The 22,877-nt window shown below is 54.7% G+C and carries 18 protein-coding genes and 1 pseudogene; 8 read left to right on the top strand and 11 right to left on the bottom strand.

Going from position 1 to position 22,877, the window contains the following annotated elements; all coding sequences use genetic code 11:
- Together VKV29_RS04965 and VKV29_RS04960 are read left to right on the top strand one after the other, a co-directional pair.
- A pseudogene (locus VKV29_RS04965) lies at positions 1-403 on the top strand (hypothetical protein); the annotation flags it as partial.
- A 15-nt stretch (positions 404-418) separates the two neighbouring features.
- A complete protein-coding gene (locus tag VKV29_RS04960; protein ID WP_324200194.1) occupies positions 419-1,261 on the top strand; it encodes a DUF1559 domain-containing protein in 843 nt (280 codons plus the stop codon).
- A 54-nt stretch (positions 1,262-1,315) separates the two neighbouring features.
- Here VKV29_RS04960 and VKV29_RS04955 read toward each other — a convergent pair whose 3' ends face one another.
- The 11 genes from VKV29_RS04955 to VKV29_RS04905 all read right to left on the bottom strand — a co-directional run bounded on the left by VKV29_RS04955 (position 1,316) and on the right by VKV29_RS04905 (position 12,121).
- On the bottom strand, positions 1,316-2,110 hold the full coding sequence (locus VKV29_RS04955; RefSeq protein WP_324200193.1) for a sugar phosphate isomerase/epimerase family protein: 795 nt from the start codon (positions 2,108-2,110) through the stop codon (positions 1,316-1,318).
- Between the two features lie 2 nt (positions 2,111-2,112).
- Positions 2,113-2,925, bottom strand: coding sequence for a PhzF family phenazine biosynthesis protein (locus VKV29_RS04950; RefSeq protein WP_324200192.1), 813 nt, complete (start codon positions 2,923-2,925; stop codon positions 2,113-2,115).
- A 53-nt stretch (positions 2,926-2,978) separates the two neighbouring features.
- Positions 2,979-3,962 carry a hypothetical protein gene (locus VKV29_RS04945; protein WP_324200191.1) on the bottom strand — a complete coding sequence of 328 codons (984 nt, stop codon included), beginning with the start codon at positions 3,960-3,962 and terminating at the stop codon, positions 2,979-2,981.
- Between the two features lie 1,174 nt (positions 3,963-5,136).
- Positions 5,137-5,913 carry a hypothetical protein gene (locus VKV29_RS04940; RefSeq protein WP_324200190.1) on the bottom strand — a complete coding sequence of 259 codons (777 nt, stop codon included), beginning with the start codon at positions 5,911-5,913 and terminating at the stop codon, positions 5,137-5,139.
- 78 nt (positions 5,914-5,991) lie between these two features.
- Positions 5,992-6,144, bottom strand: coding sequence for a hypothetical protein (locus VKV29_RS04935; RefSeq protein WP_324200189.1), 153 nt, complete (start codon positions 6,142-6,144; stop codon positions 5,992-5,994).
- Positions 6,145-6,533: 389 nt separating this feature from the next.
- Positions 6,534-6,962 carry a hypothetical protein gene (locus VKV29_RS04930; RefSeq protein WP_324200188.1) on the bottom strand — a complete coding sequence of 143 codons (429 nt, stop codon included), beginning with the start codon at positions 6,960-6,962 and terminating at the stop codon, positions 6,534-6,536.
- Positions 6,947-7,390, bottom strand: a complete 444-nt coding sequence (locus VKV29_RS04925) for a hypothetical protein (protein WP_324200187.1) — start codon at positions 7,388-7,390, stop codon at positions 6,947-6,949. Before VKV29_RS04925 ends, VKV29_RS04930 begins: the two co-directional genes overlap by 16 nt.
- Positions 7,383-10,391, bottom strand: coding sequence for a DUF3987 domain-containing protein (locus VKV29_RS04920; protein ID WP_324200186.1), 3,009 nt, complete (start codon positions 10,389-10,391; stop codon positions 7,383-7,385). Before VKV29_RS04920 ends, VKV29_RS04925 begins: the two co-directional genes overlap by 8 nt.
- Before the next feature lie 96 nt (positions 10,392-10,487).
- The gene (locus VKV29_RS04915) at positions 10,488-10,703 is read right to left on the bottom strand and encodes a helix-turn-helix transcriptional regulator (protein ID WP_324200185.1); all 216 of its coding nucleotides are present in this window, start codon (positions 10,701-10,703) and stop codon (positions 10,488-10,490) included.
- Entirely contained in the window at positions 10,700-10,933 is a 234-nt protein-coding gene (locus tag VKV29_RS04910; RefSeq protein WP_324200184.1) for a hypothetical protein, read from the bottom strand. Before VKV29_RS04910 ends, VKV29_RS04915 begins: the two co-directional genes overlap by 4 nt.
- Before the next feature lie 219 nt (positions 10,934-11,152).
- Positions 11,153-12,121, bottom strand: a complete 969-nt coding sequence (locus VKV29_RS04905) for a tyrosine-type recombinase/integrase (protein ID WP_324200183.1) — start codon at positions 12,119-12,121, stop codon at positions 11,153-11,155.
- 475 nt (positions 12,122-12,596) lie between these two features.
- Between VKV29_RS04905 and VKV29_RS04900 the strand changes: the two genes are divergently transcribed.
- The 6 genes from VKV29_RS04900 (at position 12,597) to VKV29_RS04875 (ending at position 22,824) form a co-directional block, all read left to right on the top strand.
- Entirely contained in the window at positions 12,597-13,178 is a 582-nt protein-coding gene (locus VKV29_RS04900; RefSeq protein WP_324200182.1) for an ANTAR domain-containing response regulator, read from the top strand.
- Between the two features lie 54 nt (positions 13,179-13,232).
- The gene (locus VKV29_RS04895) at positions 13,233-15,008 is read left to right on the top strand and encodes a GAF domain-containing protein (RefSeq protein ID WP_324200181.1); all 1,776 of its coding nucleotides are present in this window, start codon (positions 13,233-13,235) and stop codon (positions 15,006-15,008) included.
- A 137-nt stretch (positions 15,009-15,145) separates the two neighbouring features.
- Positions 15,146-16,597, top strand: a complete 1,452-nt coding sequence (locus tag VKV29_RS04890) for a SpoVR family protein (protein WP_324200180.1) — start codon at positions 15,146-15,148, stop codon at positions 16,595-16,597.
- A gap of 3 nt (positions 16,598-16,600) precedes the next feature.
- Positions 16,601-19,303 carry a tetratricopeptide repeat protein gene (locus VKV29_RS04885; protein ID WP_324200179.1) on the top strand — a complete coding sequence of 901 codons (2,703 nt, stop codon included), beginning with the start codon at positions 16,601-16,603 and terminating at the stop codon, positions 19,301-19,303.
- Positions 19,294-19,761 carry a YkgJ family cysteine cluster protein gene (locus tag VKV29_RS04880; protein ID WP_324200178.1) on the top strand — a complete coding sequence of 156 codons (468 nt, stop codon included), beginning with the start codon at positions 19,294-19,296 and terminating at the stop codon, positions 19,759-19,761. Before VKV29_RS04885 ends, VKV29_RS04880 begins: the two co-directional genes overlap by 10 nt.
- Before the next feature lie 429 nt (positions 19,762-20,190).
- Complete coding sequence (locus VKV29_RS04875; protein ID WP_324200177.1) at positions 20,191-22,824, top strand: HelD family protein; 2,634 nt, start codon at positions 20,191-20,193, stop codon at positions 22,822-22,824.
- Positions 22,825-22,877 lie beyond the last annotated feature (53 nt).

The raw sequence follows: 22,877 nt of genomic DNA, 5'->3' as shown, positions 1-22,877 counted from the left end.
TAGACCCTATCTCTATACCTTCCCTAATCCCTTTACTCACTTAAGCTGGGGCGGCACGCCCCAAGCACTGGAACAGCAGACGCAAACCAGCTACTACCGATGGCCGCCGGTGCCGAGCGAATACAAAACCCTTTTCACGGGAGCGCCAGTTCAATACATCGTGCTCGGCTACGCTCGTAACGACTGGCCTATGCCCAACGATGTTTACCCGCTTTTTGCCGAAGGCGCCTTAAGCGACCCCCACTACGGTCTCATCGCCATCTGCCAGGATGGATTGGTGCTGCAGCAAGGTGCCGACCATAAAGCCGGGCTGCAAAAGCTAGCAACATATACCGGTGTTGCCATCCATAACGCGCGTGATCTTGACCGTGCCTTCTCACGTTGGATGGTCGGCCAATGGTAACGAGGAGAACCGACAATGAACCAACATACTGCATATAGTGAGCTGCCTTACTTTAGGCGGTTGAAAGGTTTTACGCTTATCGAGCTGCTGGTGGTTCTGGCAATTATCGGGCTATTGGCAGCGTTGCTCTTTCCGGTATTTTCCCGGGCGCGCGAGGCCGCTCGGGGCCTAAGCTGTCTTTCCAACGAAAAGCAGATCGGCACCGCGCTTCTGCTCTATCTACAGGATTATGACGAGACCTACCCGATGAGCCGCCTTCCAGACGCCACCCATCCCACAAGCGGGTGTATGGCGCCGTCCCCACTTTGGAACCCGTCCGATCAGCTTGAGGGCAGTTCGATCAACTGGAAACGGGAGATCGCTCCTTACATCAAAAATCTGCAGATTTTTGACTGTCCCTCGAACACCTACGCCTGGTACCAAGGCGGTTTCAACGGCACTATGGGTGGCGAATCGAACTGGGCCTACCCTCGTTCGCAGTGGCTCCCTGCCTCGTATGCCTACAATGGGGCTTTCTTTCACGAGGCTGTTCCGCCTTGTTGGTACGGCGAGCCGCGTGTGCGCCCCCGATACCTCGCCGAGATAAGCGCTCCGGCGCAGCTCCTCTGGGTGATCGAATCGCGCTATAACTATCCCGATCTTGGGAACTGGTTTCTCACCTTGACAGCCCCCGATGGTCGTGGCGGCCTGGGGGCCTTTCAGTCGCACAACGGGGCGATCAACTTTCTCTTTGCCGACGGGCACGCCAAGCGCCTAAAACTCGCCGCCACCTGCATGCAACATCTGTGGACGGACGTCTATCCTGACCCCGAAGACTCTTGCAAGGACGTGAGCCAGATTCCGCCAGAGTACCGTTGATTGAGAGGAAGGGCGCCCTTAAGCACAGCACCGTTGGGTTGTAAGGAGAGTTCCTTAGGTCTGAGCGTTCCCCTTATAGGCCGCCGCATAGGCGGCTTTGAGGCGAGATAGGGCTGGGGCGGCCAAAGTCGCCAGCTTTCCTTGAAAGTCGCACTCGATGGAGAGACGCCTGTTGTAGCCGCATTGGTAAAGAGTGCGGAATAGAGCCTCATAATCGTAGGAACCCGTCCCCGGCGCATACCGGTGCGTGTCGGCGGTATGTACGTGCAACAGAATGTCGGCAGCCGCGAGAATGGCATCGAGCGGTTCCGACTCGCACTCCATGTGAAACGTGTCGGCAAGAACACCCACCCCCGGCCGAGCGACCTCCCGCGCATACGCTGCACCCTCGGAAACGAGGTTAAGGACGTTGCACTCCCGCTTGTTGAGAGGCTCGATGGCCACCTTTACGCCGGTACGCTCCGAAGCGTCGGCACAGAGATGGAGGAAGTCCAATATCTGCTGTCGTGCGACCGCGCGGTCGAACCCATTGGGGATATGGCGCGCGCCCCCGCTCCCAAAGACGATGATCTCCGCCCCTAGTCGGGCGGCTCGTTCGAGCGCGGTGTTCACATAGCGGCGCAACCGCTCGAAATCCGCCTCCGGCCCCACAATTTTGCCCGAACGTACAAACGAGTTGAACGCCTCAACCGGCAGAGGCATCTGCTCGATCCGATGCCGGTGGGCTGACCATGTGCTATCGTCCGTTTCCGGCGCAAGATCGGCAGCAACGGAAAGCTCGATATAGTCGTAGCCCGCCTCCGCCAAAACCGGAGCGACATCCACCCCTGCACATACACCAAATCGCATGACTATTGTTCTCCTTCTAACTCCTCTAATCCTTGCTCACATAGCCGTACCTGCATGGTGATAACCGCGTATAGAGAGAGCCTAATACGATCACGCAGCATCTGCACGCGAACGGTGCCCTCCCTTTTGGAGGCGTGGAGGGCCACCAAACTTTTTGTGTTTCGCCTCTGTGCCCAAAACGGGGCCAAGAGGGCATGCGCATCCGCCGAGACGCACTCCTCCGTCTCGCTGCAGTGGGGCGCAAAAGCCCGGCAAACGTAGTCGTATCCGGTGGTTTCCGCACGCGCCGTAATCACAATGCGCTCGGCATCGAGGTCGCGCAAGAGACTAAAATCCGGCTGCAAGGCGCGCAACACCTCTTCCGAAGATAGAGCAACCAGGTAATCTCGGTTGTTCTTGCCCACAAAGATCGGCACCACACCAAGACCCACATGCAATGCAGGCGGGGCGGGAGCCGGTTCGGTTTTTCGGGCCGGCAGTTCCATCGCTAACCAGCCGTTTTCGACCTGCACCTCCAGCTCCTCATTCTCTGTGTGGAACACCGATTTCTGCCGAGCATCCGCGAACAGGTGGGCAGCGGCCAAAGCCCCGTGCGTGCAGAAGGGCATGAGGGTCTGAGGCGTAAAACAGCGAAGATGCCTGTTCGTTGCACCGGCCGGTTGATAGCAAAATGCCGTTATAGGACTATTTAGTTCGGTCGCCACCGTTTGCATCCAGGAAGTTAAGGGCGACTTTTCTAAAGGACACACTGCGACCCGATCCCCCTTGAAAGGGCGATCGGAAAAGAGGTTCACAAACGTTATCTCTTTTGACATTCTCTCCTCCATGTGCGGCTGAAGGCCGTGCTGTTGAATCGTCCTTGTGTTCTCTATTTGTGTAGAAAGTAGATGGCGAGGCCTAAAAACACAACGAGGGCCAAGCCGGCATAGAGCAAGGCGAAACGCTCGCTTCGGCTATAGCGAAAGGCACGCCAGTTGACGGCGATGACAACCACCGCGATGGGGACCAGTGCAGGCAGATCGGTTGAAAACAGAAAAACGAAGGCCAAATAGCCCGTAAGCACCACGAGCAAGGCGATGATGGTGGCCCGATAGGCGCGAAGGCTCATGCCAAGCCGCTGGAAACAGGCGAAAAAGAACGCCACAAAAAGGAAGTCGGCAAACCCAACGGCGAGTTGCATGGGGGCAGCCCCTCGGGCCGAGGTGGGAAGTTTTGCCGTGAGCGTGGCCATGGCCGTTTTTTGGAGAACGGCGTGCCCTTTCGGGGCGTGGGTGGCTTGGGTTACGACGCCACCGCCAAACACGGTGAAAACATCCACGAGAGCGAGCGCAACGGAGATGGGCAGCAGCATCTTGCGCTCGCGCACGAGGCGCGAAAGCCAGTGGCCCGCGCAGCAGGCGCACCAGATAAGCAGTAGCGTGCCGGCCCCTGGCACGAAACGGGCAAGCAGAAGGTTCGGAACAACAGCCCAAAAAACCCATTTGGGAAGAGGAATGAGGGTATTAAGGACACCGAGCAGGGGTAACGGGAGGAAGAGCGCGAAAGAGAGCACGGTGTTGATGAGAAGGGCTTTCGGCGAGGCCAAGGCACTGACAAGGCCGATAGCGAACAAGAGAGTCAACGGCAGAGCCAGTAGGGTTGAAAGCAGAATATAGAACTCCGTTGCGGGGAGGTAGGCGGCGAGCAGATAGAGGCCGATAAGCCCTAGGCCACTTAACAGAGCGAGCCGCATTCCCTTTTGGGGAGAGAGAGGTTGCGGCGGTTCTTCCTCTTGAGGCGACAATGCCGCCCGTTCGGTTGGAAGGGCGCCGTCGTCGGAAGGGAATTGGGTTGTGTCGGATGCCTTAGACAAGGAAAGCTCCAACAAGAGATTTCTTGCTCATCGCTTTCGCGCGCCTGAGCGATTGATGCTGTTGTCTCTGAGCTGGCGGGTAGGCTCGGTGGTTTTCAGAAACGTGACGCTCGATAGCTTTTTCTGTTCTAATTATAGAATGCTCCATCCTATGCGTCAAGTTTGACCTTGAACTCTTCTCAAAGCGCCTTCTTAAGCCCTCCAAAACGCCCAAAAGTATTTATAGTATATTACCCCATACCCTGGCAAATTTCGTTCCCCCTACGCCCTTTTCCAGCGTGGCAGTGGGGTGTTTGTGGTGGGTGTCTAAGCCCTCCCCCGTGCGCGAGCGTTAGCAGTCCCCACAATCGCGCCAGCAAGCCCGCAGAAGAGCAGCAGCGCAGTGGGGGTACCTTCCTGCCTCCACAGTGTGCGGTGGTGGACGGGAGCGCTCCATCGCGATAGGGCAGTGGTGGAAGTGCACGGTGGAGAGAATGCGTTTGCACTAGCACCACCTCGCCAGAAACCCTCGCAATCGCGTCAGAAGGACTTCCTAGACGCCTCCCATCGCGAGGGGTCTTGAGCGCTCTCTCCCCACCGTGAAGGGGGGGGTACAATCACGGGTGTGCCTTTAGCCTAGCCTGTCGCACCGCCATAGGGCTAGGCTTTTTCTTCCGCCTGCGCGCAAGAAAATGGAGTTGAAACATGCTGATCGGCTTCAACAAAATCAACAAAATTCGGGGGTGAGGGGCCTTCGGGGCTAATTTTGTTGATTTTGTTGATCGATTCTGGCCTATCTGTACCCCAAATCGCGGGGTTACCAGCATAGAACCTGCACCACTCCTAAAGGGGTAGAGGTCTACGGTGGAGCACTTGCGTTGGGGGAGGGAAGAGGATAATGGGGGAGAAGATAATGGGTGTAGGGGGGTTCCCCCCTTCGGGGACACAACAAAAGTGGCGATGGGTTCGGTGCTCTTACAGCGGCATTATCGCGAGGGGGAGTATAAGGGGGGTACGAATTAAACGAATTATACGAATTAAGTCCGGTTGCAGGGGTTTGGGGGGGGACTTAATTCGTTTAATTCGTATATTTCGTAGGGGGTGTAAGAGGGGGTCGGCGAGCAAGGAGGGGCTAGGACACAACAAAAAAGGAGGGGAAGAGAACTTCCTCTCCCCCCCCCTCTGCGTAAAGGGGTTACGAGGCTTTCTGCAATTCGCGAATGAGGTGAGAAGCCTCCTCCCTCGTCAAGCCCTCCACCTTCACGTTCGCGTTCGCACGACGCGCAAGGGTCTGGATTGCCTGGATTTGCGCTTCCGTCGCCGGGGCCTCCTCTTTCCTGGCAACGGGTGCGGGCACCCCCTCCTCGCTTTCCACTTCCTCCAGCGAAGCCACACCGATGTTGACGGCGTCGCGCAAAGCGCGTGCTTTTGCCCGTGTCTCCGCCATGCGGAGGAGACAATGCTTCACCACCCCGTTCACATTGGAGGGCGAAGCGTCGCCGTAACCGGTGAAGCTCCTCCCGTCGCTCATCGTGACGACAGCTTTCACAATAGCTTCGTACCCGTTCGCGTCAGAAGGCACCTGCACCAGCTCCGTCGTTATGCTTTGCAAACCCGTTCGGTGGGCGAGGTCAAGCAGTCCTGCATACGAGACAAACTGCTTCCCTTGACGCTCTACGAAGAATTCGCGCTTCACACCGCCGGTGGGAAGGGCTTCTTTCGGTGGGTTCTGCGGGGACGGAGAGGTACCGGAGGGGAAGTCTCTTGAGACTTGCGTCTCAAAGTAGAGGTGGACAGCGCGAAGGTGCTTGCAGGGCCGCTGTTTTCCGTGCACGAAAGCAGGGCAGTTGCACCTCTCCTTGTCTACAACGTATTCGTGCCCGTTCTCCAGGTTCTTCACGAGGTAGCCTACCTCGCGCTTCCAGGTCACATCGAAGCGTTCGTTGTTTACCATGATCACGTTAGCGGTCATCGGTCAAGCCTCCCCAAAGAAGAGAGGGAACCCTCTTCTTTGGGGGTTCCCTCTTCTTTGGGGAGGCTTGGGGAGAGATTACTTCGCGATGTTTTTGAAGTAGTTGCTTGCCAGTCGCTTCCCTAGCCCAGTGGGAGCGGGCGGCTTGGGGAGCTTAGGCGGCTTGGGGGCCGGTACGGTGATAACCGGGAGTTTCCCTACCCCGGGTAGGGGCTTGTTGGTGTTTTTCATCTTTTCTCCTTTCGCGCGAACAGGTTCTCTTTATTCTACTCCGCCCAGAGGGGGTTGATTTCCAAATCCCCCCGGCCTGCGTTTTTGCGCGCAATAGAGATCAAAGAGGGGCAAGGGAGGAGGGATGGGGGTACTCGCGAAGGCGCACACGGAATGGGGTTTTCCTCCTTTTTCCCGCTCCCCCTATCCGTTCTCCCCACAAGAGATTTCTTTGCCCCCCCCTTTTTACGGCAAAAAAAGTAACCGCTCTCCGTCGCGCGACACCGACGGGGGGGGCGTGTGCGCTTGCGCTGAGCCCCTCGTGTGCGGTGGGGGAAGGGCACGGAGGGGGAAGAGCACTAGCCCCGCCACGCCCTCATCCGTGCGCGCCACGGTGCCCTTCCTTCGCGTCAGGAGGTTCCTCCTCCAGCAAGCCCTAAGCTCTCAACGCCCCTGGCTAATCGCGTCACAAGGGCTTGGTGGTACTTCTCTAATGCCTCCAAGATTTCAAGCAGGCTATCGCTGATAAGAATGCGTTGCTGTTCTGCGAGGTGGCGCTGTTCGCTGCTCACCCGCCCACCACCGGGCGCTTTCAGCTCAATTGCGAACCAGGTGTTCGCAGGCCAGTCCGTGCGCGTAACGAACAGGTCTGGCGCGCCGGGGGTGTTGCCCGTCGCTCTGGGGGTGTTCGTCTTGCCACAGAACGCGCACCGGTTCTTCACACGAAAAGTGCCGATCTGCAAGACAAGGTAGCCTCGCTGCTGGAGCGCTTGCACGACGTAGCGTTGCAGTTCTCGCTCACTCACTGTCGGCGGTGTCAGTTTCAGCTGCTTTTGCATAACTTCTTCTCCACCAGGAAGCCTTCGGGCACCGGGGTGAAGGTGTAGCCGTGTCGGGCTACCAGCGTGCGCAGGGCAGGGAAGTGCCTATGCACGTCGTGTAGGGGCACGAGGAATTCCTCCAACTGATGCGGCTTCAGCAGGGTGCTGTCGCAGTCAGCTAGGTAGAAATCAAACGCGCTGGCCAACAGGGCAGCAAGCCCTTCTAGTTCCTGCGCGCTTAGTGGAAGCTTGCGCTTTTCGTAGACTATGGGCATACCGGTATCGTTCATTGCCACCTCGCCTTCCTCGAACAGCACCTCAATCGCACGAAGGGCGGTGTCGTAATCGCAACCGGTCTTCTCTCTCAGCCTTGCAAAGAGGGTAGAAAGTCGCATTTGCCCACCGGCTTCACGCAAGATACAGTAGGCGGTTATAGCCTCATGCACTTTGCCCACCTCCCTTCAGCGCAGCGATGGCAGTTTGCACTGCCGCAACCGGCACTCCCAACTGCTTTGCTAAGAAGTGAGGGTCATCCCAGAGCACTTTGCTGTTTCTCAGAAGGTCAATGTCGGTTGCGCTTAGCGTAGGCCGTGCTACCAAGCAGTCTTTTTCTTCTGCGATGGTGTACTCAGGCGAGATGCGCTTTCTGAACTCTTGGAGATAATACGCGACTTGTGCGTACCCAGGTGTATTTGGGGTTATGCGCAGCTCTCCTCTCTCCACGATGGTTTTTTTGAGCACGCAGGCCAAATGGTCTAGCTTTGCAGCTTCTTCTGGCGTCAACACCGAGGGGGGGGAGGGTGGAGGGTCATCGTCATCCTGCGGGTCCGCCTCTGCAGTCGCGCTGTTTGTTTCATACTGCTTAACTATTTCTCCTGCAGTCGCGCTGTCAGCTGTTTTTACTTCTGTCGTTTCTTCTTGGTTGTCTACTTCTGCAAGTTGGGGTTCAAAATCAGAAGAATCTTGTGACAACCGTGACAACCGCTTGTCTAAGTGCCCCAAATTCTCACGGTTGTCACGGTTGTCACACGTTTTCAGTGTTTCTGCGTTGTGCACTGCAGGGTTCACGACGCATAGCGTTGATGGCGTTCCACCACCAGGAGGTATGCGCTGCTCGGTCTTTATCCAGCCTTTTTGCTTAAGAAAGTTTAATACCGCTTCACCTTCTTCGGCGGTGCAGTGACACCAGCGCTCAACGTCGCGGAGGGTAAACTCCGCGAGGCGCTCAGAAGTTACACGCGACGCAACTTTCGCTGCGTTGTCATAAACCTCGTCCACGCCCGACTGGGCCAACGCGAAGAGGGCATGGGATTTCAGATAATAACCCAACGCTATCGCGCGTTCGAGTGTAGAGAGAGATATCGTGTTGCTCTCTTCCCGCTCGGCGAGATGAAAGAGAGCAGCTAAACGCACAACCAACGCAACCCAACGGTTGCCCCATTCTGGCGCGCGCTGAAAGTCCCCTCCTTCGCGAAAAAGCGGCTCGCTCTCGTCATCGTGAAACGTTACAAGGCGACGGAAGGCGCCAGGCTCGAACGTCAGACGCTGGGGCTTTCCTGACCTGAAGTTCTGGATGCGTTTGTTCAGGAGCTCAAACAGCAATTCTCTCCAGCGCGCGAGAATTTGTTCGTTTACCTCTTCACGCAGCAGCTCCCTCGCGCCGGCCATCGAAGAGCACCAGAAGAAGGCGAACCGCGCAGGCAGGCCCCGAAGCGTTAGGTTTTTGTTGTCCATCAGGGCGCGCAAAACCACAGGCTGCACCGCCAGGCCAATGGAGAGAAGCGCACGCTCAATGAAAACATCCCCCCGGCCAATGCGGATGGTCTCGACGGTACCACCATCGTAGCCATTTAGCAGAACGCCAAGTGTGTTCGTGACGATAGTATTCTGGGCATTGTATTTGCCCGCCGCTATAACGCCGAGCACGTCAGGCTCATCACTTAATATAGCTGCAAGCCCGTTCTGCTCGGCGAGGTGCCTCTCCAGCGCCTCGGAAGTTGCGTTAGATACTATAAGCTTAAACGGGTACCTCTTCACTGGTGGCGCTTGGTGCAGCTCTCTCAGCTTCTGCATCAGCTCTTGCTCTTGCCTTGGGTCTTGAGACTTGACAATCGCCCCTTTGAGTGCATTCCGTTTCTGCTCGTAAAGGTCATAAGCATCATTTGCGGCTGCGACTTCTGCGGCTTCTTTTTTTTGATAAACTCTTTCCCACTCGCGCAGAGGCTCTGTGATTTTTCTAAACGCTTCGCTTTTTCGCTCGCCTGAGCGTGCTATGACGAGGGAATACAAATTACATTCAACGATGAAGTCACGCTTCACTTCTACTTGCCACCCGCCCATGGTAGAGGATGCGAGCGTTGAGAGCGCAAAGCCGACGGGCATCTCTAACGGCACCTGGACAGCTCGCGCTATCTCTTCGGCAAGCTCATGAACGAGCGGAGGGAGAACATCAACCGGGCAAGAAGGCAGTGCTTCTTCCAGCGCGAAGGGGACAGGGTAATGCCACTCTTCGCTGTCTCGCGTTGCCGCGGCGCGCTCAAGCGCATTGGTGAGCATCTCTACCACCTCTTGGGGTATAGGCTTTCTCTCTTTCAAGCGCTCAATCGGTGTGATAGTGCGATAAAATTTTTTCTTGTCTGCGTGGTAGGAAGGCGCTACAACGCAAGTTTCACTCTCTTTGCTGAGTATCTCAAAGCCGCCCAGGGCGAGGGTGGCCTTCCTGTCGAGAAGGGTGGAATGCAGCTGCGAGTACGCGAAAAAGAGGTGAAAGCCCTTCCCGCTGCGCTCTATGTGGGCCCCCGCTCGCGCGCACTGGCGCAAAAAACTCTTCAATGAAAGGCCGGTTGGACGCAAAACGCGCTCAAAAAACAGCCCGGGGTTGTCTATATCAATCGCGATTAGGTTCCAATGCTCCCCGCAGACCAAAGCCAAGTTGCAGGGCTTTTTGATTTCATCCCTGAGCTTTGAGGCCGAATAGCGTTCACGCTGATATTGTTTCCAGCACCCCTTGGGGTTCTTAGCACCGAAGGTGCATGGCAATGAATTGAGTTTAGCTTGCCAGTACACGCGCGCGTGCGCGCGCATGCGATTTGCGTCATATCGCGCTAGCTCTTCCGTGGTGATAGATTTTTCTTCATCATCGCGCCGGGCCTGAGGGGCTTTCTCCGCGACATCAAGACGCGAATGCTTGATGTTGCTTTCTATCGGCAACAGTACGCCCGTGCGCTTAAATTCGCGCACGATGTCCCCGAAGTTGCAGTTGCGAAAGCACTTAACGAGTAGCTGCCCCCCTTCTAGGGTTAAAGACAAAGAGGGGTTCGCGTCGCCATTTGTGTGCGCCCAAGAGCAGGGGCAGCTGCAAATGTACCCATTGCGGGTTGGTTTTGCATTCTGCAGGCGGGTTGTGTCAAAATACATCCTATCTGCGCCCAGTTTGACGGGGTGCATGAAGTTTCTCCTTTCTTTTTTGAAATTGAGGGGAGGGAGCTCCCTCCCCTCTGTGCATGAAGAGCGCGAAAAGGTTGTGCCGACCTTCCTCATGGGTTAGCGCTCTTCATTTTCTTTTTCACTTAGTAAGAGGGTAAGCTCATTGGTGTTGTAGATCGCTGCTAGTTTTTGCAGCAAAAGCCCGCCCGGGATTGCATGCCCGTTTTCTATCAAACAAAGATAATTTTTTGTAATTCTGCACCGCTTTGCCACCTCTTCGCGAGTGAGGCCTGCTGCTTCGCGCGCTTGTTTAAATCGCCGGGTCGTTGTCATTTTTTTTCTCGCATGAGGAGTTGAGCCAACTCAGCCAGTTCCGCTTCGTTTTTGGTGTTGAGAGCTTGCTCGCATAGCAACTTCAGCAGATTTTTAAAATCCAGCTCAACTTCTATTTTCTCCCCCACCCGCCGTGTCGGGAGGCCGAGCTTGTTCTTTCGCCACCGGGCGTAGAGGGTGGGGTATGAGATACCAATCTCTCGCGCGTATTCGCGCAGGCTAATCCACATTTGCTTTTTTTTCTCCTTTTTGAAGGTGTCGTTCAAAACCAAAATACGTCAGTTTTAAACAAACAGGTCCTGGTTCAAATAAAAAAATCTCTATCAATCACACCGAAAGGGGGTTCCCGGGGGCAAAAGGAGACACAGGCGTCAGGTCGTGTAGGGGGGGTTAGAACGTCAACAAAAAAGCCCTCCAGCAGGGAACTGGAGGGCTTAACACCTAAGGCCTTACTTCTTCTTGCCCAAGTTGGCGAGGGGGCTTGCGACTTCATGCTCGCGCGCCATATCGGCCCCGGCCAACTGGACATACCGGTTCGTCATGGCCAGGCTTGTGTGTCCTAGTATCTTCATCAAGGGCAGCTGCCGTCCCCCGTTCCTAAGAAACAGGATCGCGAAGGTGTGGCGCATCGTGTGGGGGGATACGCGCTTGCCTGTAATCTTCGCTTTAGCGCCTAGCACGTCGAACAGTTTCTCCGCGGTGATAACCGCCATGCGCGCCCCCCGCTCGCTCACGAAGAGCGGGTCGCTATCGCTCACGCGCTCGCGCGTCTTGATGTAGCTCACCAGCGCCCTAAAGCAGCGTGGAGAAATGGGCACTACGCGCCCTTTGTTGCCCTTCCCGTGCCGTATGAACACCTCTTTGGAACGAATGTCCACGTCCTCTACGTTCAGGCTTAGGGCTTCCCGAATGCGCATTCCGGTATCCAGCAGGAGGCACAGCAGGGCCACGTTGCGCTCAGGGTTGCGAGTTTCCTTGGCCGCGTCAAGCAGTCTCAGGACTTCCTCTTCGGTGAAGGGGGCTATCTCATCTTGCCTCACGATGGGTCGAGGAATGCTCTGGAGGATGTCTACGTCCAGCTCCCCTTCATTAAGCAGGTAGCTCATGAAGCTACGGAAGGCGGTGTAGCGCGTGCTCACGGTACCGGGTTTTAGACCGAGACGCTGTTGGTGCGCGAAGAAGGCCTTCAGCGTATCCGCGCTCATGCGGTCTACGCCCTTCTCTTTCGCGAACTGCAGGAAGGCTTTGAAGCTCTGCCTATAGCCGGTGAGGGTGTGGGCACTCACACCGCTTATCTCCTTGGCGTACAGGAAGCTCTCTATATTGGCTTCCAGCAGCTCGATGGAGAGGGCCTCTTTGAGCGAGAGGTCCAGTTTCTTGGCCAAAGAGGCCAAAGTATTTTTCCTGTTTGAATTCATTTTTCCTCCTAACGGGGAGGAAGGCCGGCACAATGAGATTATATCATAATGATAGAATTCTGGTCAAGCTAGATACACTCCTCCATCAAAAACGTCAAGTCTCTTGCGGCAATGGTCTCTACCTCTTTTCCCTGCATCCACTAGGATAAGAAAGATTGAGGTATAATATAACGTGAGGCCGATGTTTTTCGGTTTGAGGAGCGCTCTGATCGCATAGACCGCCTCCTTTGATTTTTGATGGTTCGTGCCGTTGCCGACAGTATAGATTCCTCAGCGCCGAGGCATCTAGAAACGCAAATCCATTTACCCGCCTACGCCCCTCCCTTCCCTTTGTGTCCACCACCCCCTATAGTCTACAGAATAGGCAAAGGAGCGCCTTTATGGGCGGAGGGCGTTGGGCATCTACTGTTTCTGCACCCACTCTCAACCTAGTTTAGGCCTGAAGGCCTCATTATCCTTTTAGAAGGAGCGACCTATGAGCGAAAGCAAACTACGTATTGTGATAGCCGACGATGAGCCCATCATTCGGCTCGATCTCAAAAAAATGCTGGAAGATAGCGGCTATGAGGTGGTAGGTGAGGCGGGCGACGGTGTGCGCGCCCTGGAACTCGTCCGCAACCTCAAGCCGGATGTGGTGATTCTCGACATCAAGATGCCAGAAATGGACGGCATAGATGCTGCGCGGATAATTACGGAGGAGAAGATAGCGCCGGTGCTTCTGCTAACGGCCTACAGCCAAATTGACCTTGTAAATCGTGCGAAAGATGCCGGGGTCTACTCCTACCTGGTCAAACCGTTTAAACAGGCCGATCTCATGCCGCAGATCGAGGTGGCCGTGGCCCGCTGGGAGGCCTACCAGAAGATCGAGGAGCAGGCGGCAAGCTTGGAGGAGAAGCTGGAGACGCGCAAGGTGGTAGATCGCGCCAAAGGCATTCTCATGGATCAGTATGGTTTGAAGGAGCAGGAGGCCTTTCGACGCATCCAGGTGCAGAGCATGAACACGCGCAAGTCCATGCGCGAGATCGCCGAGGCCATTATCATTGCCCACAACATTTAGCGCGATGAACCTCTGCCACCATCGCTGCGTATCGAAAAAATAGGGAGGGCCCTGATGCGCGAAAGAGCCTATCGGCTGCGTACGCCCCGCTCGCGCCGGCTGTTTGCCGCGCTGCGACGCAGCGACGACCCGGATGTAACCCTCTTGCAGGAGGAGTTAGACCGCCGGGACCGTCAACTGCGCGAAGCGCACCTGCTTATCGAACAGTTGCGTGCGGAGCTAGAAGAGAAAAAAGAGGAGGCCGACGCCCTGCGACGGGTAGGGGAGGCAACCGGTTCCGCTTTCGACCTTGAGGAGATGCTTAAGGTCACGGCCGATATCGCCACCCGCATCACCGGAACCGATTCGTGCCAGGTCTACCTGTTCGATCCAGATCGGCAGGAGTTGGTGTTGCGGGCGGCCGACGAAAGCCTGCGCGATTTAGTGGGGAAGATACGCCTCAAAATGGGCGAAGGCATCACCGGTTGGGTCGCCCGTGAGCGCAAACCCGTGCTCGTGAGTAAAGATGCCTACAAAGACCATCGCTTTAAGCTTTTCCCCGAAATGCACGAAGGCGAGTTTCAATCTATGCTTTCGGTGCCTCTTGTCACTCGTGGCGAGATATTGGGCGTTATCAACGTGCGCACGCGCCGCCCACGAGAGTACACACGCAACCAGGTGCGCCTCCTTTCGGGCATCGCAAACCAGGTGGCCGGGGCTATCGAGAGGTCGCGCCGATTTCGGCAACTGGAACGCCATGCCGTTCAACTGCATTCGCTTTCCGAAGTCAGCCAGGCAATAACCTCTAACGTCTACCTCGAAGAGCTACTTCATCTCTTCGTGAATATGGTAGCCCGCACCATGGGCTACAAAATCTGCACGGTGATGCTCCTAGATACCGCTCGTAACGAACTGGTGATCAAGGCGACGCAGGCGGAGAACCAGGAGTATATCGGCAAACCAAACCTGAAGGTGGGCGAGAGCATTGCCGGGAAGGCCGTGGCCGAAAAACGCATTCTTACCGTGCTGAATGTACAACAAAGCCCCGACTATGCCTCGCCGGAGATCGCGCAAAAGGCGGGTGTTGTCTCCTTGGCCAGCGTGCCGATGATGCTGCAGGGCAACGTTATCGGCGTCCTCAACTGCTATACGGCCAAAGAGCACGTCTTTACCAAAGAGGAGTTGGCCATTCTTCAGGCGCTGGCCACACAGGCAGCCCTCGCGGTGGAACATGCCAAGCTGCTTGTGCGCTCCGCCGTCATCCAAGAGATGCACCATCGCGTGAAAAACAACCTGCAACAGATCGCCAGCCTCGTTCGCCTGGAAATGCGCTACTCCAAATACACCACCGTGGAGGACGCTCTCAACGACACGCTCTCTCGCATCCTCGCCATCTCCAGTGTGCATGAACTGCTCTCTCGCGATCTCGATACGGTGAGCATCAAAAAGGTGGCCGAGTCCATCCTAAATGCCACCAAACAGAGTGTGGTGCCGCCGGGCAAGATCATCCACTCTCAGGTAGAAGGCGACGATTTTCTGCTGCCTTTGAACAAGGCCACCTCCATGGCCCTTGTGCTTAATGAGCTTGTTCAAAATGCGGTGGAGCACGGCTTCAAGAACATCCACGAGGGGCGCATCGAGATTTTGCTGCAGGAACAGCCCGACTGCCTGCTGCTGCGTGTTACGAACGATGGCGAGCCGCTGCCGCCGGGCTTCAGCATTCGGGCAGAGGACAGCCTTGGTCTTTCCATTGTAGAGACATTGGTAAGGGGCGACCTCAACGGCACCTTCAGTCTTGAGAACGCCCCCGATGGGCAAGGGATTATTGCCACCGTGCGCGTGCCTCGCTAGTTGGGTTGCGCAACAGAAAAGATGCAAAGTGGGGCTATCGAACTTCCGAAAATGATAATGTCCTTTTTTGCGTAGGGATAGGTAAGGACATATGCCACTCAACAGCATTGCCCTTGTCAGGAGAGAGGGAAACGTCTATGGACCGTGCAGAGCGTGCCGAACTGGAAAAGTGGATAGATATCATTACCCAGAAAGCGGCGGAGCTTGGGCTAGATTTCTATCCGGTGCATTTTGAGGTAGTGCCCGATCACGTTATCTATGAGCTTGGAAGCTATGGGCTGCCGGCTCGTTTTTCGCACTGGACTTTTGGCCGCGACTACCATATTCAAAAAACCATGTACGAGTATGGCATGGCCAAAATCTACGAGATCGTCTTCAACACCGATCCTTGCCAGGCCTTTTTATTAGAGAGCAACTCCATGCTTGCCCATAAGTTTGTTGTAGCCCACGTGCTCGGCCACAACGACTTTTTTAAGAACAACGTCTACTTTGAACAGACCGATCGCAAGATGATCGAGAAGGTGCGCTTGCACTCAAACCGCATACGTCGCTATGAAGAGGAGTACGGCCCGCTGGTGGTGGAGGAGTTTCTGGATGCGGTGCTCTCCATTGAGTATCACTTCGACATCCATGCAACGGCGCCTTTCCGTCGCAAAAGTCTAGATGAGTATGAACAGGAGCGACGGCACCCTGCGCGGCATGCCACCGAGTTCGACGATCTGTGGGTTATCGGTGAAGAGCGATCACTTCAGCCCGCGCCTGCCCCTTCCCGGCGTATTCCTCCCGAACCCGATTACGATTTGCTCGGCTTCCTTCGCGACTATGCGCCGGAACTTGAGCGGTGGCAGCGCGATATTTTGAGCATGATCCGTGAAGAGATGCTCTACTTTGTTCCCCAAATGCGCACCAAGATCATGAACGAGGGATGGGCTTCTTACTGGCATGAACGAATCCTTTCCGAGATCGATCTCACCCCAGAAGAGCATTTTGAGTTTCGCCGCATGCACTCCGCGGTGCTGTCTCCCGGTTCGCGCATGTCGCTGAATCCGTACTACGTGGGCTATACTATTTTTAAGGACATCGAGCGACGCTGGAACGGCGAGCCAGACCCCGACTATCCGGAGACGGATTGGCGAGACGAATCCCTGCCACGCCCCCAAGGCGAAGGCCTCAAGAAGATATTCGAGGTGCGCCAGCTCGAATGCGACACCTCTTTCCTGCGGAAATATCTCACCGAGGGGCTTGTCAAACGCCTAGACCTCTACACCTATAAACAGGAGGAGATCAACGGGGAACTCGTGTGGGTGGTTCAGGAAACGGACTGGCGCAAGGTTCGCGATACTCTGTTGGACAGTATGACCAATTTTGGCATTCCCGTGATCACCGTGGAGGATGGAGACTACCAGCGGCGTGGCGAACTGCTTCTGAAACACCACTATGACGGCAAACCGCTCGATAAAGACTACGCGCGCCGAACGCTCCGCTACATTTACCAGATTTGGAAGCGCCCGGTACATATTCAGACCGGGCCGGAGGGGGAGGAGATGATCAGTTGGGATGGGAAGGAAATTATCGAAGAGCCGGCTTAGGGCATGCAGAGTGAAGGTTATTGCTATTTGGCTTTTCTCTTCACCGATATAGAGAAAAGCAGCGCGCTTTGGGAGCAGCACCCCAATGCGATGGAGCCTAGCCTTGCCTGGCACGACGCGGTTTTAAGCGAGGTTATCGAGCGTCATCAAGGGCGTGTGTTATCGCGTGAGGGCGATTCGTTTCGAGCCGCTTTTGAACTTCCGCTTCAGGCCGTAAATGCCGCGTTAGAAGCCCAAATCGCCTTTGTAGAAAACGCGAAACGCTTTACGGAATCGAGCGATACCACCTCATTTTTGCCGCTTCGTGTGCGCATGGCTTTGCATTGGGGCGAGGTGTACTGTCGAAATAAGCTGTTTATCGGCGCGTGCCTTCAGCGTGGAGTGCTACTTGTGTCGCTGGCTTTCGGCGAACAGATTCTCCTTACCCGCGCGATGCAAGAGCGTTTGCAGGGGTTTCACTTGCCTGCCGGAGCGAGCTTGCAGGATTTGGGGCTGCACCGCCTGAAGGACCTAGGCCAGCCGGAACAGTTGTTCCAACTTTGCCATCCGAGCTTGCCGGCGGAGTTTCCTCCTTTGGCCTCGTTGGGAGCGCGAAAGACGAACCTGCCCGCCCAGATCACCCCCTTCATAGGGCGCGAGCGTGAACTGGAGGAGCTGCAGCAACGGCTTCGACCCCTTCCTCAGCCCTCATGTCGCTTGCTTACGTTGATAGGGCCGGGCGGTGTAGGCAAAACGCGCCTCTCCTTGCAGGTAGGGGCAGGTTTGCTAGACGATTTTACGGACGGCGTGTGGCTTGTGGAGCTGGCAGCGCTCAAAACGCCCGATCTTGTGCTCAATGCCATCGCACGCGTGTTCGGCATCCAAGAGGAGGCGGGCCGAAGACTTCAAGATGCGTTGCGAGACTACCTTCGCCCCTTACGCCTGATGGTGATTTTAGATAACTACGAGCACCTCCTCGCTGCCAACGCGGAGGAAAATAGGACTGAGGGGCAGGTCGGCCTTGAAGAAGTCTCATGGATACTCGCCCAATGCCCTCAAGTCGTTTTTTTAGTCACCAGCCGTCAGCCTCTGGGCATTGCCGAAGAGCATGTTTACCCGCTCGCTCCGCTCTCTCTGCCGGAGGATGCGGACGTAGCTCTAGAGCAACTGCTGCGGTACGATGCGGTGCGTCTCTTTGTGGAATTGGCCACCCGCGTTCAGCCCAGCTTTCGGCTGCAGCCCTCAAACGCTGCGCATGTCGTCTCTATTTGTCAACAGGTGGATGGCATCCCTCTCGCGCTTGAGCTGGCCACGGCGCGCCTCAACATCCTCTCAGTAGCTCACCTTGCCGAGCGTATTCAACAGCGTTTACATCTCCTCATCCGTGGCAGCCGTGTGGCTTTACCGCGCCAGCAGACGCTTCGCGCCCTCATTGACTGGAGCTATGAACTGCTCGACAAGCGGGAGAAGTTGCTTTTTTGTCGGTTAGCCGTTTTTGAGGGCGGGGCGACGTTTGAGGCCATCGCACACATCGTGGATAACGATCACCAAGTTCAGGAGCTTTTGAACTCTTTGGTGGCCAAATCGTTGTTGATATGCAGCTCCTCAGAGCCTGCCACGCGCTTCCGCATGTTGGAGACCATCCGCGAATACGCTTGGGAGAAGTTTGTTGCCTTACCTGAAATGGCGCGTCTACGCGACCGGCATAGGGAGTGGTTTCTGCATTTTGCGCTGTCGAAGCAAGATGGGCTTTACGATGAACGCACGGCGGAAACTCTGCTGCTGTTTGAGGCCGAACACGCCAACTTTCGCGCTGCGCTAGCGTGGTGCGTTCAGCAGAAGAATGTGGCAGATGAGTTGCGATTGGTCAACGCTTTACAACGTTTCTGGCTCGTGCGTGGATACCTAAGTGAGAGTTTAACGTACCTAAAAGCGGCGCTAGACCGTGCGAAGGAGGCACCGCCTTCCGGTGAGCGCTACCGCGCCTATCTCAGCGCGGGAGCACAGTGCTGGGCTGCGGGCAACTCTTTCGAGATGCCGACCTACTTTGAAAAAGCTGTCGCGGAAGCTCGCGCGCTTCAACATGCTTCCTATACCGCAACCGCTTTGGCTAACTACGGCGCGGCACTAGTCTATCTTGATCAAATTGAAAAGGCGCGGGGGCTGCTTGAGGAAGCCTATGAGATAAGCCGCCAATTGGACGATCAGGAGTTGAAAGCGGGGTACTTGGGCTATCTGGCCATCGTGGCCCAGGAGGAGGGCAACTATGTCAAGGCCGAGGCGATCACTTTGGAGGTTAGAAGGGCATGGGAGCGTTTAGCAAATCAGCATGCGCTTGCCTCGGCCATCAACAACCTGGGAATCTATGCCCGTAAACAAGGCGACCTAGTCAAGGCACGCGCCTATGCCCGAGAGAGCCTACTCTTGCGACGCCAAATCGGCGACAAGCATGGATTTGGATGGTCTCTGCTGGCTTTTGCCGAGTTAGAGGCTGCCTGTTTACGGTACGAGAGAGCGGCGCGTCTCTTTGCGGCGGCGAAAAAGACATTTTCTCATGGCTCGCCCCTTACCCCCTCCGAAAAGCGCGACTATGAGGCGCATCTGAGGCAGACCGAGGAGGCCTTGGGAGAGGCTCTTTGTACACACCACTATCGCGATGGGGAGGCGATGCGTCTGGAAGAGGCCATTGCCTACGCTTTAGAGGAGAACGAGACAGCATGTCGGTAGACAACCGGTCGTTAGCCGCACGTTTGGATGGCCTCATTCGGCTTGATGTGTGCAACGGCTGCACCCAATGCAGCCTCCGCTGTGCGGCGGGCACACGTGCCTCACGTGAGGAGTGGGAGGCCATGCGTGACTATGTAGCGCGGATGAGTGCGTCAGAGCGAGAGGTGTTTGAACAGAAGCTCAGGCAGTCGAAACAACAGGCACTTGGCGACGGCATTGAGGTGACCCTCTGTCGTTTTTTGGATAGGGAGACCCGCTTCTGTACCATCTATCCGGTGCGCCCGCTGGTATGTCGGCTTATGGGGCATGTGGAGTGGCTGCCATGTCCCATTCACAAAGTAGAGCATCCGATGCCGCGCTCGGCCGCCCTTGAGATTTTGGAGGCCTACGCACAAACCGAGCGCCGCTCTTTTGAGGAGTGGGAGCAACTCGCCCCGTTATTGGATGGAATGCGTTAAATTAAATAGGGGCAACGTTGAATTTCGAAACTTTGCTTTTCGTTGCGTGGCAGCGCTCACAGAAACATCTTGACGTTAATACGTAGCTATATTTGTAAATCTTCCATCGTCACCTGATCTCAGCGCTTAATGCGATAGGCTCTGGATGCATCCTTCCGCCGTGCGAAGGCCATCTTCGCCGAAGCCGCCGTGAGTCTTAACTCTACGGCAGCGCTCTATCCTCTTTCTATCCTTCTCTCGTTGCTAGACTTGCTTGAAGTGATTCGGTTATAATTATGTAGTGTGGCAAAACAGGCTATTGCAGTAAAGTGTATTGACAATTTTCCGCTTTATCCTTCCAAATGGGTATTTCTCGTCGTAGAGGGTCTGCTTTCAAGCTGTCTTATTTGCAGACAAACACTTGAAGTGGCAGAGGAGATAGAGGAAACCATGAGACGAAATATTGATCGGGCTTCTCGCGCCTTTGAGGAGCATTACTTGGAGGAGGTTCAAGAAGCGCTCCGAGAGGAGCTAGGCAGCCAACAGGCGAGGATTCATGAGCTTAATCGGGACTATCGAATGGCAGGCCGACTCGATTATAACGAACGAGTCACGCGGGCTTGGAGGATGGAGAGTTATCAGGAACGGCGGGCAGCACTCCGCAGAATGCAGGAAGAACCTTATCACGGCCGGGTTGACTTTCTTCCCGATAACGATCCTAGCGCTACCGAGCAGACGATCTATGTTGGCCTTACGAGTTTGGGTGAACTGCCTAATCTATTAGTTTACGATTGGCGTGCGCGCATTTGCAGACTATACTACCAATCTCGAGGAGAGGGGCCGGCCTTTTATTCTTTACCAAATGGGCGCCATGTGTCAGGGAACATTCTTCTCCGTCGCTCCTATCAATTCCATGACGGTACTTTAACGAAGATTTATGGAACTCCCTTTTCTGAAGAAGTTTATACCGACAGAGAGGTTGCTGAGAGGCATGATACTATAGATGTGCAGATTCAAGCAAGCGACACGATGGATACTTTCCTTTTGCGCATACTGCAGGAACACCGAACAAGCGGTAGAATGCGCGAGATTGTACGTAGTATTCAGGCCGAGCAAGATACGATTATCCGTAGCGACGGCGATGTGATCGTGGTCAACGGCCCTGCCGGCAGCGGCAAGACGGTGGTGGCCTTGCATCGCGCAGCTTATCTGCTTTACCATCTACGTTCAGAAAGAGGTGCAGGACGCGTCGGAAACATGCTGGTTATATCTCCGAATGCGATCTTTTCAAGTTATATTTCCAATGTATTGCCAGAACTGTATGAAAGACCTATAGGTCAGCTTATTTTTGATCGATTCGTGGAAAAGACAATACGCGATCTGGCAAGAAAGGAAAGATTTAATCTTACATCCATCGAATCGAAGGAGGAATATTATGAGAAAATGTTGGTTGGCAATGAGGATTCTCCAAATACGAGGGACGCATCCCCGCGTCTCAAACAGTCCTATATGATGGTTGAAAGCATAGAAAGGTTTGTAGAAAGGTATGCAATTGAGATACAGAATGAATTTAGCAGCATTGCTATAGACATACCGGAGACCTTTACTGTAAACATAAACCAATTAAGAGAGCAAATTCAAACAACAAGAGGTGTATCTGCCGATCCGGATAATCGGCGAGAAGTGTTGCTCTCTTTGATAGTGAATACAAGAAGGCGCACTCGGTCGAACCGTTCATCTACCCGCAATCGAATATTGCAGCTTAGTATTGGAGATAAGAGAAGAGTCGCTCTCACCTCTATCTCTATTGAGAGGGATAATAAATTCCCACGAAGGCTTGTCTTAACCTCTTTGACCATTCGCCGCCCGAAAGTTTCCTTGCCGCGCGCAACACAAATGACACAAAGGAAAGAGTTGTATACCCTTGAGGAGATGCAAAGAGACTTTCGACTCCAGGGTAATAAGCCGATCGCTCAACGCATCAATGCTGTGTTAAGTGAATTCCGCACGCGTATAAATATGTATAGTAATGAACCATATGCGGATTCAAGAAATATCTCCATATCATCAGACGAATTTGAACGATTAAAAGGGAGAATGCATAAATATCTTCATAAAAGTATTTTTAAGCTATATCGCGATTTATGGTTACAACTAAAAGAAACGTGGACGGGTTTGTACGACTATCTTCAAAATAGCGGAAATGGACAAGAGTGCCAACGAATCGAGGAGCTTGTTCAAGAAGCTGAAACGACCCTCCGCTCGTTAGAGCAAGGGCAGATTTCGTATGAAGATGCTCTGCTGCTTTTGTGGTTACACGGACTCTATTACGAGTTTCCTAGTTTTGGAAACAATATTCAACACGTCATTGTTGACGAAGCTCAAGACTACTCTCGATCGCATTATGAGTATTTTCGCCGCTGTTTGCCGAAGCAATGCCGTTATACCATTGTAGGAGATAGGTATCAGGCCCTTTATGGTGAGGATGGCTGTGGCGATTTTCAATGGCTAGACCAGATATTCCCGGGTGGAATAACCCATTTTAACTTGGAGTGGAGCTATCGCTCGACAAAAGAGATCACCGAGTTCGCCCGGTATATCCTTCCTGGTTGCCCTCCCATACAAAGTATCCGCGCAACGAATAGGAAACCGAAACTTGTACAGGTTGGTAGAGGTCACACGGTACGAGCGATTAAACATCTTATGAGCCAACTCCCTCCAGAAGAGTATCCGTCGGTCGCTATTGTGTGTAAGACGGTTGAAGAGGGGTGGGAGTGGTATCAACGACTCAGCAGTGATAGAGAGGTCTATGGGCGTCAGATTAGTCTGCTGAGCGTGGAAACAACCTCTTTGGGTACCGGGCTGTTGGTGGCACCGTTGATCTATGCAAAAGGTCTTGAGTTCGATGCCGTTATTATCCCAAACGCAAGTGCATCCCGCTATTCGCGCGAATCGGATCGGAATGCGTTGTATGTTGCCTGTACGCGAGCTTTACACGATCTGTATCTCTGCTATGAGGACGAAGCGAGCCCACTTCTGCCTTCGCCAGAGTCTGGTCTCTATGAGCAGTGCATCTATTCGTGAAATTAGCGTTCATCAACTCCTGTTCCTAGAGAGTGTCTCCAAGACATGACCGA

This window comes from Chthonomonas sp., from assembly GCF_035294165.1.
Classification (GTDB): Bacteria; Armatimonadota; Chthonomonadetes; order Chthonomonadales; family Chthonomonadaceae; genus Chthonomonas.
The sequence above is the reverse complement of the archived record's forward strand: the minus strand, read 5'-3'. Positions and strand labels throughout refer to the sequence as shown.